At 64.3% G+C, this 13458-nt stretch carries 12 protein-coding genes and 1 pseudogene; 6 read left to right on the top strand and 7 right to left on the bottom strand.

Translation table 11 applies throughout. The features are described from left to right. Positions 1 to 55: 55 nt before the first annotated feature. Positions 56 to 448: a hypothetical protein gene (locus CDO35_RS03135; RefSeq protein WP_099522529.1), complete on the bottom strand. Its 393-nt coding sequence runs from the start codon at positions 446 to 448 to the stop codon at positions 56 to 58. Between the two features lie 112 nt (positions 449 to 560). Here CDO35_RS03135 and CDO35_RS03130 point away from each other — a divergent pair, with 112 nt between their 5' ends. Further along, positions 561 to 758 (top strand): heavy-metal-associated domain-containing protein, encoded by a 198-nt coding sequence (locus CDO35_RS03130; RefSeq protein ID WP_099522528.1) that lies wholly within the window; start codon positions 561 to 563, stop codon positions 756 to 758. A 12-nt stretch (positions 759 to 770) separates the two neighbouring features. On the opposite strand, the gene CDO35_RS03125 is transcribed toward CDO35_RS03130, so the two are convergent. After that, entirely contained in the window at positions 771 to 1391 is a 621-nt protein-coding gene (locus CDO35_RS03125; protein ID WP_099522527.1) for a TetR family transcriptional regulator, read from the bottom strand. 124 nt (positions 1392 to 1515) lie between these two features. On the opposite strand from CDO35_RS03125, the gene CDO35_RS03120 reads away from it, so the two are divergent. From CDO35_RS03120 to CDO35_RS03110, 3 genes and pseudogenes are all read left to right on the top strand, one after another. Then, positions 1516 to 2667 (top strand): efflux RND transporter periplasmic adaptor subunit, encoded by a 1152-nt coding sequence (locus CDO35_RS03120; RefSeq protein ID WP_099522526.1) that lies wholly within the window; start codon positions 1516 to 1518, stop codon positions 2665 to 2667. A gap of 7 nt (positions 2668 to 2674) precedes the next feature. Continuing rightward, positions 2675 to 5812 carry an efflux RND transporter permease subunit gene (locus CDO35_RS03115; protein WP_099522525.1) on the top strand — a complete coding sequence of 1046 codons (3138 nt, stop codon included), beginning with the start codon at positions 2675 to 2677 and terminating at the stop codon, positions 5810 to 5812. A 90-nt stretch (positions 5813 to 5902) separates the two neighbouring features. Then, positions 5903 to 7073: pseudogene (locus CDO35_RS03110) on the top strand (Bcr/CflA family multidrug efflux MFS transporter). A gap of 9 nt (positions 7074 to 7082) precedes the next feature. Here CDO35_RS03110 and ypfJ read toward each other — a convergent pair. Continuing rightward, positions 7083 to 7943, bottom strand: coding sequence for a KPN_02809 family neutral zinc metallopeptidase (gene ypfJ, locus CDO35_RS03105; RefSeq protein WP_099522524.1), 861 nt, complete (start codon positions 7941 to 7943; stop codon positions 7083 to 7085). 52 nt (positions 7944 to 7995) lie between these two features. Beyond that, positions 7996 to 8430: a DUF411 domain-containing protein gene (locus CDO35_RS03100; protein ID WP_099522523.1), complete on the bottom strand. Its 435-nt coding sequence runs from the start codon at positions 8428 to 8430 to the stop codon at positions 7996 to 7998. A gap of 130 nt (positions 8431 to 8560) precedes the next feature. Here CDO35_RS03100 and CDO35_RS03095 point away from each other — a divergent pair, with 130 nt between their 5' ends. Continuing rightward, positions 8561 to 8944 (top strand): DUF4345 family protein, encoded by a 384-nt coding sequence (locus tag CDO35_RS03095; protein WP_099522522.1) that lies wholly within the window; start codon positions 8561 to 8563, stop codon positions 8942 to 8944. Between the two features lie 24 nt (positions 8945 to 8968). Here CDO35_RS03095 and trmA read toward each other — a convergent pair whose 3' ends face one another. Then, positions 8969 to 10057 carry a tRNA (uridine(54)-C5)-methyltransferase TrmA gene (gene trmA, locus CDO35_RS03090; RefSeq protein WP_099522521.1) on the bottom strand — a complete coding sequence of 363 codons (1089 nt, stop codon included), beginning with the start codon at positions 10055 to 10057 and terminating at the stop codon, positions 8969 to 8971. 222 nt (positions 10058 to 10279) lie between these two features. Further along, positions 10280 to 11572, bottom strand: coding sequence for an NCS2 family permease (locus tag CDO35_RS03085; protein WP_099522520.1), 1293 nt, complete (start codon positions 11570 to 11572; stop codon positions 10280 to 10282). Between the two features lie 199 nt (positions 11573 to 11771). Between CDO35_RS03085 and CDO35_RS03080 the strand changes: the two genes are divergently transcribed. Next, complete coding sequence (locus CDO35_RS03080; RefSeq protein WP_099522519.1) at positions 11772 to 12323, top strand: DJ-1 family glyoxalase III; 552 nt, start codon at positions 11772 to 11774, stop codon at positions 12321 to 12323. Between the two features lie 62 nt (positions 12324 to 12385). On the opposite strand, the gene ada is transcribed toward CDO35_RS03080, so the two are convergent. Next, positions 12386 to 13408, bottom strand: a complete 1023-nt coding sequence (gene ada, locus CDO35_RS03075) for a bifunctional DNA-binding transcriptional regulator/O6-methylguanine-DNA methyltransferase Ada (RefSeq protein WP_099522518.1) — start codon at positions 13406 to 13408, stop codon at positions 12386 to 12388. Positions 13409 to 13458: the final 50 nt, after the last annotated feature.

The raw sequence follows: 13458 nt of genomic DNA, 5'->3' as shown, positions 1-13458 counted from the left end.
CCCTGTAGCTGGATGGCTACAGGATCAACCTTGACCCCATGGCAAGGTCAAGCCTTCAGTTCAGTGTTGGTGCGGTATGCAGTCGCAGGCCATCGCTGCCCATGGCGATGCGGTAGCGGCGCACCTCGCCCGCTTGCAGTTCCAGCGACTGGCCGGCGAGCTGGTTGATACCGTCCTGACAGGAACCGGTGCCGGTCAGGCCGAGGCGCAGCGAGACCTTGCCCGGCGGCAGGTTGAAGGACACCGACTGGCCCTGGTGCAAGCGTGCGGCCATCTGGTCATGCAGGTACAGCGCAACCTCGCAGGTGGTGGCCACTTCCAGGCGTTCGCGCGAGACGATCAGCACCGCATAACCTTCGCCCTGGCTGGTCGACGGCAGCGGGGCCAGCGGTTCGGCCTGGGCCAGAGGCGCCAGCAGCAGGGCAAGGGCGGAGCAGAGCAGACGCATTGTGATGACCCTCGTACGGGAACGCGGCAAATGACATGACGCAAGGGCTTGACCTTGCCATTGTGGCAAGGTCGAGACTACTCCCATCGACCACTGATTCAAGGAGCCAGTTATGCAACAGTTCAAAGTTAGCGGAATGTCCTGCGGTCATTGCGTACGCGCCGTCACCCAGGCGATCCAGGCGCTGGACCAGGCAGCCAGCGTCGAAGTCGATCTGGCCGCTGGGCTGGTACGAGTGCAGGGCAACCTGGACGCTGCGCAGATCCAGGCCGCCATCCGTGAAGAGGGTTACGAGGTTGCACCCGCATAGAACTCGGATCTGCTATGGCCACTGCCGCAGCAGGCCGCGAAAGCAGCTGTCGATCATCGCTGGAGTGTCGGTCTGGGCGTCGAACAGATTTGGATCGCGCAGCCAATCGCTGAACAGGCCGACGATCAGCGCGTGCAGCGTGCGCGAGGCCAGGCGCGGGGTGATGCCGGGGTGCAGGTGCGGTTGCACCTCTGGCAGGGCGAACTGTTGTTCGCACAGGTCGATGAACTGATTGACGAAGGTTTCGTGACGCTCCTCGGCCTCGCGCAGTTCTTCGGTGAACTCGCAGCGGCGCAGCAGCACGGTGAGGATGCGCCGGCGTTGCTCGTCGAGTACCAGATTGGCCATGGCTTCTATGCACAGGTCGCGCAGCAACTGTAGCGATGACAGGCCATCGACTGCGGCCAACTGCTCGGCCAGTGGCTCCAGCGGCAGGCGTACCTGATTGAGCATTTCGTGGAACAGGTGGGCCTTGTTCTGGAAATGCCAATAGACCGCGCCGCGCGTGACCCCAGCATGCCGGGCGATATGCTCCAGGCTGGTATGGGCGACCCCGCGCTCGAGGAACAACTGTTCCGCAGCAGCGAGGATGGCGCAGCGGGTTTTCTCCGCATCTTCTTTGGTTCTACGCATGGCGATCCGGTTAATTGGAACTAGGCTCAGATTGTGCCGAGTTTACCGATTTTGCCCCGCCTGCTGGTGGCGGGCTTGGTTGTCCTGCTTCTGTCCCGTGTCTAGCCAAGGAGAGGAATGCCTCATGCCCTTCGTTCGTCTGGTCGGTGTCTGCCTGCCCTTCAGCCTGGTCCTGCTGGCCGCGAGCGTCGAGGCCGCCGAGGCGCCACCGACGGCGGTGACGGTCGAGCAGGTCAAGGCCGGCGAACTACCTATCGTGCTGGAGTATCCGGCGCGAACCGCTGGTTACCGCGAAGTGCAGGTTCGAGCGCAGGTCGGTGGCATCCTGCAGGAGCGCACCTACCAGGAGGGTAGTCGGGTACAGAAGGATCAGGTGCTGTTTCGCATCGATTCGCGTCCCTACGAGGCGGCTCTGGCCCGTGCCAAGGGCGCGCTGGCGCAGGAGCAGGCGCGTTTTCGCCAGACCGATCGTGACCTCAAACGCATCCGCGAATTGCAGAAGAAGGGCTTCGCCAGCGAGAGTGAGCTGGACAACGCCATCTCCAACTTCGAACAGAGCAAGGCCAATATCGAGGCGGCCCAGGCCGAGGTGCAGTCGCGCCAGATCGACCTCGACTACACCACGGTCAAGGCGCCGATCACCGGCATCACCAGCAAGGAAAGCGTTTCCGAAGGCAGCCTGATCGTCGCCGGTGATCCCAGTGCCAGCCTGCTGACGCAGATCACCCAGCTCGACCCTATCTTCGTCAACTTCGCCTACCCGGATGCCGAGGCCGAGCGTCTGCGTCGCGAAGTGTCCGAAGGCAGCCTGGCTCTACCGGCCAGCGGCAAACTCAGCGTGGAAGTGCATTTTGGTGATGGCTCGGCCTATCCGACAGCGGGCGAAGTGGACTTCACCGACAGCCTGATCGACCGCGGTACCGGCACCGTCAGCGCCCGTGGCGTGGTGCCGAACCCCGATCAGAAACTGTTGCCCGGGCAGTTCGTGCGCGTGCAGGTCAAGGGGTTGACCCGTCCCAACGCCATCACCGTACCGGAGCGCGCCGTCGCTCAGGGCCCGCGCGGGACCTTCGTCTACGTGGTGGACGAGCAGGGCCTCGCGCGCATGCGCCAGGTCACCACCGGTGATACGGCCAGCGGACGCTGGGTGATTCTGGCTGGCGTCAGCGATGGTGAGCGGGTGATCGTCGACGGCCTGGCCAAGGTGCGACCGGACAGCCCGGTCAAGGTCGAGGAGGCGAAGGCAGCCACGCCAGCCAGCCCGGCGCAGGAGTAACACGGCCATGATCTCGCGCTTTTTCATCGACCGCCCGGTATTTGCCACCGTCATTTCCATCGTCATCGTGCTCGCCGGCTTGGCGGCGATGCGCGCGCTGCCCATCGCTCAGTACCCGGAAATCCTACCGCCGCAGGTATCGGTCAGCGCCGCATACCCCGGTGCCAGCTCGCAGGTCATAGCCGAAACCGTGGCGGCGCCGCTGGAGCAGGAGATCAACGGCGTCGAGAACATGATCTACCAGCTGTCCAACTCCTCCAGCAGTGGGGCGATGAGCCTGACGGTGTACTTCGCGGTCGGCACCGACCCGGACCAGGCCACCATCAACGTCAACAACAAGGTGCAGGCAGCGTTGGCCAAGCTGCCGGAAGAAGTGCGCCGCCAGGGTGTGAAGGTGGAGAAGAAGTCTTCCGACATCCTCCAGGTGATCACCCTCTATTCGCCGGATGGTTCGCGCGACCCGATCTTCATCAGCAACTACGCGCTGATCAACGTCATCGACGAACTCAAGCGTCTCAAGGGCGTTGGCGATGCCAGCCAGTTCGGTTCCAAGGACTATTCCATGCGTATCTGGCTGCGCCCGGACAAGCTGGCGCAGTACAACCTCACGCCCACCGACGTGGTCAATGCCATTCGTGAGCAGAACTCGCAGTTTGCCGCTGGCAGCTTCGGCCAGCAGCCGTTGAAGGAGCCGCAGGACTTCACCTATACCGTCACCACGCAAGGGCGTTTCACCGACCCGAAGGAGTTCGAGAGCGTCATCCTGCGTACCGACGATACCGGTGCCAGCCTCCTGCTCAAGGATGTGGCTCGGGTCGAGCTGGGCGCCCAGGACTATTCGCTGGTCACCACCCTCAATGGCCAGCAGAACGCTGCCTTCGGCATCTACCTGCAACCCGGCGCCAACGCCCTGGACACCGCCGAGGCGGTCGAGCGCACCATGCAGCGTCTGGCCAAGCGCTTCCCCGAGGGCATCGCCTACAAGATCCCCTACGACACCACCAAGTTCGTTCAGGTCTCGATCACAGAGGTGATCCACACCTTCTTCGAGGCGCTGGTGCTGGTGGTGTTGGTGGTGTTCATCTTCCTGCAGAACTGGCGCGCCACGCTGATTCCGGTGCTGGCCATTCCGGTATCGCTGGTCGGCACCTTTGCCGGCATGTACCTGCTGGGTTTTTCCATCAACCTGCTGACGCTGTTCGGCATGGTGCTGGCCATCGGCATCGTGGTGGACGACGCCATCGTGGTGATCGAGAACGTCGAGCGGGTGATGCGTACCCAGGGGCTGAATGCGCGAGATGCTTCGATCAAGGCGATGGAGGAGGTTACCGGGCCGATCATCGCCATCGTGCTGGTGCTGTGCGCGGTGTTCGTGCCGGTGGGCTTTCTCGGCGGCCTGGCGGGGCAGATGTACAAGCAGTTCGCGATCACGATCGCGGTGTCGGTGGTGATTTCCGGCATCGTCGCGCTGACGCTTTCCCCTGCGCTCTGCGCGCTGTTGCTCAAGCCAGGCCATCACGAACCGGCAGCACCATTCCGTGTATTCAACCGTTTCTTCGACAAGGCCACCGCGGGCTATGGCGCCGGGGTGCGCTTCTTCCTCAAGCGTTCGTTGGTCGGCCTGCTGCTGTTCGGCGGCATGATCGCGCTGATCATGCTGCTGTTCTCTCGGGTGCCCGGCTCGCTGGTGCCCGATGAGGATCAGGGCTACGTGATCAATGCCTACTACCTGCCGCCGGCCGCTTCGCTCAATCGCACCGAGGCGCTGAGCGGGGCGGTGAGCCAGCAGTTGATGGAGCATCCGGCAGTGGCGGATGTGGTGACCTTCGCCGGTTTCGATGTGCTCACCTTCGGCGTGCGCAGCAACGCCGGGGTGTCCTTCGTGCCGCTCAAGGACTGGAGCGAACGCACCACGGACGAGCTCGATGCACGCAATCTGACGCGCGAGTTCATGGGTATGGGCGCTGCGCAGAAGGATGGCCTGGTGTTGTCGTTCAACCCACCGCCGATCACCGGCATGAGCACCACCGGTGGCTTCGAATCCTTCATTCAGGACCGCTCCGGCGGCAGCGTCGAGCAGCTCGGCGAGAAGGTCCAGGCCTTCGTCGCGGCCGCCAGCAAGCGACCGGAGCTGGCCGGCATCCAGAGCACCTTCAGCGCCAACGTGCCGCAGTACTACATCGACCTGGATCGCACCAAGACGCGGGCGCTGGGCGTCAGCGTCAGCGATGTGTTCACCGCGATGCAGGCGACCTTCGGCAGTTATTACGTCAACGATTTCACCCTCTACGGGCGTACCTGGCAGGTCAGCCTGCAGTCCGAGTCGGAGTTCCGCCGCAAGCCGGAAGACCTTGGTCAGGTCTATGTACGCTCCAGCAGTGGCGATCTGGTGCCGCTATCGACGCTGCTGCGGGTGCGGCGCATCCTCGGGCCGGATTCCTATGACCGTTTCAACGTCTATCCCTCGGCCAAGGTGCTTGGTGGTCCAGCGCCCGGTTACAGCTCCGGGCAGGCACTGGCGGCGATGCAGGAGGTGGCCGATGAAGTATTGGGCGAGGACTACAGCCTCGGCTGGATCGGCTCTGCGTATCAAGAGCTGGCGACTCAGGGTTCGGGCACCCAGGCCTTCGTCTTCGGCCTGATTCTGGTGTTCCTGATTCTCGCCGCGCAGTACGAGCGCTGGACGCTGCCGTTGGCAGTGGTCACCGCCGTGCCGTTCGCAGTGTTCGGCGCGATTCTCGCGGTGTGGCTGCGCGGCATTCAGAACGACGTGTACTTCCAGGTCGGCCTGGTCACTCTGATCGGTCTGGCGGCGAAGAACGCCATCCTTATCGTCGAGTTCGCCGTGTTGCTACGTGCCGAGGGCAAGAGCATCTTCGAGTCGGCGTTGGAGGCGGCCAAGCTGCGTTTCCGTCCCATCGTGATGACTTCGCTGGCGTTCATTCTCGGCTGCGTACCGCTGGCCATCAGCTCCGGTGCCGGCTCCGCCAGTCGTCATTCCATCGGCACCGGGGTGATCGGCGGCATGCTCGCGGCGACCCTGCTGGCCACGTTCGTCATCCCGATGTTCTATCTGCTGGTGGAAACGGCAGCGCAACGGGTGAGCCGGCGCGGCAAGGCCAGAGAGGAAGAACAACCGCATTGAGTCATCCGGGCCGCCCCTCGGCGGCCCAAGCTTTCGCAAGCTGCCCGGTCGATGAGATGATTAGCCGGCTAATAATTCTCCGGATCATTCATGAACCTGCGAACCCTCCTGATTCTGGGCGCGCTCAGCGCTTTCGGCCCCCTGGCCATCGATTTCTACCTGCCGAGTTTCCCTACCCTGGCGCAGCAGTTCGGCACCGATGTCGAGCATATTCAGCTGTCGCTGGCGGCTTATTTCGTCGGCATCGCCATCGGCCAACTGTTCTACGGGCCACTGGCGGATCGTTTCGGGCGCCGCGTGCCGCTGCTGGTCGGGGTGACCCTGTTCACCCTGGCATCGCTGACCTGCGCCCTGGCTCCCAGTCTGGAATGGCTGGTGGCCGCGCGCTTCGTGCAGGCCCTCGGTGGTTGCGCCGGCATGGTCATCACCCGCGCGGTAGTGCGCGATCTGTGCGACCCACTGGCCTCGGCCAAGGTGTTCTCGCAACTGGTGCTGGTGATGGGGCTGGCGCCGATTCTCGCGCCCCTGGGGGGCGGACTGCTGCTCAATACCTTGGGCTGGCCGTCGATCTTCCACAGCCTGGCAATCTTTGCCGGGTTGTGCCTGCTGGCCGTGCTGTTGTGGTTGCCGGAGACGCGCCCACAGCATCTGCCACCGGCCCCGCTGAATGGTGCCTTCGGCCAATACCGCGCGCTGTTGGGCAATGCGCCGTTCATGGGCTACAGCCTGGCGGGTGGTGTGGCGATGGCTGGCATGTTCGCCTATATCGCCGGCTCGCCCTTCGTGTTCATCGAGCTGTACGGTGTGCCGCCCGAGCACTATGGCTGGCTGTTCGGCAGCAACGCCGCAGGTTTCGTGATCATGGCGCAGGTCAATGCGCGTCTGGTGCGCAGTGGTGGCCCGGCGCTGTGGCTGCGGCGCATGGTGCTGGTGTACCTGGCCAGTGGCCTGTGCCTGCTGGTGCTGGCGTTGTGGCAACCGGCGCAGCTGTGGCCGCTGATGATTCCGCTGTTCATTTGCGTGGCCAGCCTCGGCTGCGTGCTGCCCAATGCCACGGCTTGCGCCATGGCTGGGCAGGGCCGCCATGCCGGCAAGCGCATCCGGGTTGCTGGGCAGCATGCAGTTCAGCGTGGCTGCTAGCGCTTCGGCTTTGGTGGCCTTCCTGCATGATGGTTCGGCCATGCCCATGGCACTGGTGATCGTCCTGTGCGGCGCTGCCGCCTGCGGCTTTGCCTGGTGGAGCAAGCGCTTCGTGGTGTGAGCCGGCGTGTTACAGGCGCGCCGCCTTGAATGTGTCGCAACGCCCCGGCTGACCGCTCTCGAAACCGCTGCTGAACCAGCGCACGCGCTGCTCTGAGGTGCCATGGGTGAAGGCGTCCGGCACCACTTGGCCACGCGCCTGTTTTTGCAGGCGGTCATCGCCGATGGCGCTGGCGGCGTTCAGCGCCTCTTCCAGGTCACCCGCCTCCAGCCAGTCATGCCGGCGTTGCGCGTGATGCGCCCAGACCCCGGCCAGGCAGTCGGCCTGCAGTTCCTGGCGCACCAGCAGGCCGCCATCACCCTCGACGCGTTCGCCACGTTGGCGCGCCGCATTGACCTTGGCCGAGACACCGAGCAGCGTCTGCACGTGGTGGCCGACTTCGTGGGCGATCACGTAGGCCTGGGCGAAGTCGCCGGCAGCGGAGAAACGCTGCTCCATCTCGCGAAAGAACGCCATGTCCAGATATACGCGCTGATCGCCAGGGCAGTAGAAGGGGCCGACCGCCGAGCTGGCGAAACCACAGGCCGAATTGACGCCGCCGGAGAACAGCACCAACTGCGGATCGCGATACTGCTGGCCGGCCTGCTGGAACAGCTCGCGCCAGGTGTCTTCGGTGTCGCCGAGAATGGCGCGGACGAACTCGCTCTGTTGGTCGTTGGCCGGTGGTGCGCTCTGTGTCTGGGCGACCTGCGGCTGGGTGGCCTGGCCGGCGATCTGGCCAAGAATCTGCAGCGGGTCCTGGCCCATCAGCAGGCCGACGATGACGATCACCGCCACGCCACCGAGGCTCAGGCCACCACCGATGCGTCTGCCGGAACGGCCGCGCGCATCCACCACGTTGTCACTGCGTCTACCGCGTTGCCAGCGCATGGCTGCACTCCCTGGTTGCTTATCGCAGCAGTGTAGCTGCGTCCGTGCCGGCTCAGTTGGCGGGATAGTCGCTCAGCAGTTGATCCTTGCGTTCGTTATCCAGGCCGATGACCTGATAGGCGTCGACACGACCGCCGTACTCCATGCCTGGCGAGCCCATGGGCATACCGGGTACGGCAGCGCCGATCAGATCGGGACGTTGACGCAGCTTGAGAATGTCGGCCGCCGGCACGTGGCCTTCGACGAATTTGCCGTCGATCACGCCGGTGTGGCAGGAAGCGAGGCGCGGCGGAACGCCAAGGCGCTGTTTGACCGCACTCATGTCGGCCTCGACATGGTCGTTGACGGTGAAACCATTGTCCTGCAGATGGCTGATCCAGGCCTTGCAGCAGCCACAATTGGCATCGCGGTGCACATCGATGGTCAGGGGCTCGCTGGCGTGAGCCAGACCGGAGACGAGGAAGAGGGCGAGCAAGGAACTACGCATGGCAAGGCTCCAGATGATCGAGCGCTCAGCATAGCGCCGACATCACGACTGCCCAAGCCATTGCGACTATGCGTCGCGACCAGTGGCTGCCTATGCTAGTGGCAGCCACTCCTTGCCCGGAAATCTGCCGATGCTGTTTGCTCGAATCGTCCTGTCGATCCAGATCGCTGCCCTGCTCGTGTTGGGGCTGGCCTACTTTATTCGTCCCGAGGAAATGGCCAGCTTCAGTGGCGCATTGCTGATGGGCAGCGCCGCCGTGACTGAAGTGCGTGCCTATTACGGCGGCCTGCAACTGGGGCTGGCGGCTTACCTGGCGATGGCACTGCTGCGCCAGGATCTGCTGCGGCCGGCGCTGATTCTGCTGGTGCTGTTGTACAGCGTGCTGGCGTTGGCACGCGCAGCTGGGTTATGGCTGGACGGCAGTGCGCAGCAGACCTTCAACCTCTACGCGCTGCTGCTCGAAGTGGCATCGGCCGCGCTGGCCTGGTGGGCGTTGCGCGGTTTGTCTCGCTGAGTCGGGCCAAGGGCGAAAAGCGACTCAGCGCCGCTCCAGCAGCACACCCGCTTCCATGTGGTGGGTGTAGGGAAACTGGTCGAACAGTGCGCTGCGCGTCACTTTGTGAGTGTCGCTCAACTGGGCGATGTTGGCGGCCAGTGTCTCCGGGTTGCAGGAGATGTACAGGATGCGCTCGAAGCGGCGGGTCAGTTCGCAGGTGTCCGGGTCCATGCCGGCGCGCGGCGGGTCGACGAAGACGCTGCCGAACTCATAGCTCTTGAGATCGATACCGGCCAGACGGCGGAACGGGCGCACCTCGTTCAGCGCCTGGGTCAGCTCCTCGGCGGACAGGCGCACCAGCTCGACGTTGTTCACGCCGTTGTCAGCCAGGTTGGCCAAGGCGGCGTTGACTGAGGTCTTGCTGATCTCGGTCGCCAGGGCCTTGCGCACGCGTGTGGCCAGCGGCAGGGTGAAGTTGCCGTTGCCGCAGTACAGCTCCAGCAGGTCGTCGTCACGCTGGCCAAGGGCGTCATGGGCCCAGTTCAGCATCTTCTCGCAGACCTTGCCGTTGGGCTGGGTGAAGGCGCCTTCCGGTTGGCGATAGCGAAAGCTGCGCCCGGCCACGGTCAATTCTTCTTCCACATAGTCGCGACCGATCACCAGGCGCTGACCGCGGGAGCGGCCGACCAGGCTGACGTTCAGCTCGGCGGCCAGCTTTTCCGCCTCGGCTTGCCAGGCCTCGTCGAGTGGGCGGTGGTAGGCCAGGGTGATCAGCGCATCACCGGCCAGGGTGGTGAGGAACTCGACCTGGAACAGTTTGAACGACAAGGCTTCGCTGGCCTGCCAGGCAGCGCGCAGGCGCGGCATCAACTCGTTGATGCGCAGGCTGGCGATGGGGAAGTCGTCAAGCAGGATCGGCGTGTGCTTGTCACCCGGCGCGAACATCGCGTAGTGGCGCTGGCCGTCTTCACGCCACAGGCGAAATTCGGCGCGCATGCGGTAGTGCTCGCGCGGTGAGTCGAACACTGCAGGCTCCGGCGCGGCGAAGGGCGCCAGCAGTTCGACCAGGCGGGCCTTCTTCTCGGCGAGTTGGGCGTCGTAGGTGGCAGGGTCGAATGCGGGGCGGCTCATCGGTCACTCATGGGGCAGGAAAACGGGGCGCCATTGTAGCGACTCCGTTGCCGATGTGCCGTTGTCGTCGATCATTGGTGGCGCTGGACGCGGAGCGTCCCGGGGAGGCGTACCCACGCGGAGCGTGGGTACGATCAAGAGCTGTGGTGTTTGGTGTGGTGGGCTAAAGCCCACCTTACGGGATAACGGCTGCCGCCTGTTGCCACCGACCTTGTACGTTGGTCAGGCGAAGTAGGCCAGCTTGACCACGAACAGGGCCGAGAGCACCCACATCGCCGGGTTCAGTTCGCGCCAGCGGCCGGCCAGTACCTTGACCGCGGTCCAGGCGATGAAGCCAAAGGCGATGCCGTTGGCGATGGAGAAGGTCAGCGGCATGGCCAGGGCGGCGACCACCACCGGGGCGGCGACAGTCAGGTCGTCCCAGTCGATCTGCGCCAGGCTGCTCATCATCAGCACGGCGACGAACAGCAGCGCAGGCGCGGTGGCATAGGCCGGAACGGCACCAGCCAGCGGTGCGAAGAACAGGGCCAGGAGGAACAGCGCGGCGACCACGCAGGCAGTCAGGCCGGTACGTCCACCGGCACTGATGCCAGCGGCGGATTCGATGTAGCTGGTAGTGGTGCTGGTGCCCAGCGCGGCGCCGGCCATGGTCGCGGTGCTGTCGGCCATCAGGGCACGGCCCAGGCGTGGCATCTTACCGTCCTTGTCCAGCAGGTTGGCCTTCTGAGCCACACCGACCAGGGTGCCGGAGGTGTCGAACAGGTCGACGAACAGGAAGGCGAAGATCACGCTGATCAAACCGATATCCAGCGCGCCGGCAATGTCCAGCTGCAGCAGGGTAGGCATCAGCGACGGTGGCATCGACATCACGCCTTGCAGCTCGGACAGGCCGAGGGCAATGGACAGGCCGGTGACCAGCAGGATTCCGATCATCACCGCGCCGGTGACCTTGCGATAGGCCAGTGCGGCGATGACGAAGAAGCCCAGGCAGGCCAGCAGTGCGCCGCCCTTGCTCATATCGCCGAGGCCGACCAGGGTGGCCGGGTGATCGACCACGATGCCTGCGTTCTTCAGTGCGATGATCGCCAGGAACAGGCCGATACCGGCGGCGATACCGGCACGCAGTGCCAATGGAATGCTGTTGATGATCCACTCGCGGATCTTGAAGATCGACAGCAGGAAGAAGATTGCACCAGAGAGGAACACCGCGCCCAGAGCGGTCTGCCAGCTGTAGCCCATGGTCATCACCACGGTGTAGGTGAAGAAGGCGTTGAGGCCCATGCCGGGCGCCAGGGCGATCGGGTAGTTGGCCAGCAGGCCCATGACCAGTGAGCCGATGGCGCCAGCCAGGCAGGTGGCGACGAATACCGCGCCGTGGTCCATGCCGGTCTTGGCGAGCATTTCCGGGTTTACGAAGAGAATGTAGGCCATGGTCAGGAAGGTGGTGATCCCGGCCAGTACCTCGGTGCGCACCGTGGTGTTGTGGGCTTTGAGTTGGAACAGTCTTTCCAGCATGGTGGCTCCCCGAGGCGCAAGCGCGCCTGAATTGATCTGCACAAAGCAAAGCACATCCGTCCACGCAGGCCGGAAAATTGCTCGATTTCGCAAAAGCCGCGCATCATAACAGCAAGGTTTTGCCGGGTGAATTCAAGGTCTGCCGTGTCCTTTTATGACCAGGTGGACAGTTTCATTTTCTGTCTGAAGGAGTAGTGAGATGAGCAAGCGAGCACTGATTACAGTCGCTGATGGTGTCGAAGATCTCGAATGCGTGACCCTGATCGATGTGCTGCGCCGCGCCGATGTCGAGGTACTGGTGGCGAGTATCGAAGAGCGCAGGATGATCACCTGCGCCCGCGGTACCCGGCTGACCGCTGATGCCATGTTGGTGGACGTGCTGGCACAGGATTTCGACCTGATCGTCCTGCCCGGTGGGATGCCTGGTGCGCAGCGCCTGGCCGACTTCGAACCACTGGCCGAACGTGTGCGCAAGCAGGCTAAGGCGGGCGAGCTGTTCGCCGCGATATGCGCCGCGCCTGCGTTGGCCCTGCAGCAGTACGGGGTGCTCAGGCAGCGACGGATGACCTGCTATCCGGCGTTCAGTGATCGACTGAGTGGCTGCACCTTCGTCGATGAGGCAGTGGTGGTCGATGGCAATTGCATCACCAGCCAGGGCCCGGGAACGGCACTGGCCTTTGCTCTGACGCTTGTAGAGCAGCTGGTCGGGCGCGGCACGCGCACCGAGGTGGCCAAGGCGATGCTGGCCTAGAGGCCGATGAGAGGGCTGGTGCGCATGGCGCACCCTACGGGTGCCAGCGCGCACCGACAGCGCTACGACTGCTCCTGCTCCAGCAACCGCCGTTTGCGTTGCAACCCCCAGCGATAGCCGCTGAGGCTGCCATCGCTGGCCACGACGCGATGGCAGGGTAGCAACAGGCCTATGGCGTTGCTGGCACAGGCGCGGGCAATCGCCCGTGGATGACTGTGCAGCTGTCCGGCCAGGTCGGCGTAGCTGCGGGTTTCGCCGCTGGGAATATGCTGCAGCGCCTGCCAGACGCGTTGCTGAAAGGCCGTGCCGCGAATATCCAGGGGCAGATGGGCGGCGCGCTCCGGCTCCTGTAATTGCGCCAACACTTGCTGCAGCCAGTTGCGCAGACCTTGTTGATCTTCTTCGAGCTGGGCGGCGCCGAAGCGTTGTTGCAACTCGTCACGCAAGGCAGTCGGCTCGTCGCCGAACAGCAATGCACAAACACCCTTGTCACTCGTTGCCAGCAGCACCTGGCCGAGCGGGCAGGGGGCGATGCTGTAGCGCAGTCGTTCGCCCGCACCACGTTGGCGGCGCTGCGCCGGGCTCATGGCCTGGGGCTTTTCATACAGCGCGCGGGTGCCGGAATAGCCAGCGGCCAGGGCCGCCTCGAGCACGTTATCTGCCTGTGGCAACTCGGCGTCCAGGCGCTGGCGGCGTTGCGCCGCCGCCCAGGCATTGGGCGTCATCCCGGTACGCGCCTTGAACGCACGGGCCAGGTGTGACGGCGACAAGCCGATGCGGGCTGCCAGTTGCGGCAGCGTCAGGCGCTGTTCACCGCGCAGAAGATCACAGGCGGCCGCAACCAGTGCGTCGAGCTGCTGCGCCGGGCTTTGCCCATGTGGCGAGCAGCGCTTGCACGGGCGAAAGCCAGCTGCCTCGGCACTGGCTGCATCGGCATAGAAGCTGACATTGTCGCGCCGTGGCCGCCGCGCAGGGCAGTTCGGCCGACAATAGATACCGGTGCTGCGTACGGTGAAAACGAAGCGTCCGTCGAACGCCCCATCACGTTCGCAAACGGCCTGCCAACAGCGTTCCGGGTCGAGCATGGCGCAGCCCTTCTGGTCACGGTTTTGCTGACGATTGTCGGCTGCTCAGG

Source organism: Pseudomonas sediminis (assembly GCF_002741105.1).
Taxonomy (GTDB): domain Bacteria; phylum Pseudomonadota; class Gammaproteobacteria; order Pseudomonadales; family Pseudomonadaceae; genus Aquipseudomonas; species Aquipseudomonas sediminis.
The sequence above is the reverse complement of the archived record's forward strand: the minus strand, read 5'-3'. Positions and strand labels throughout refer to the sequence as shown.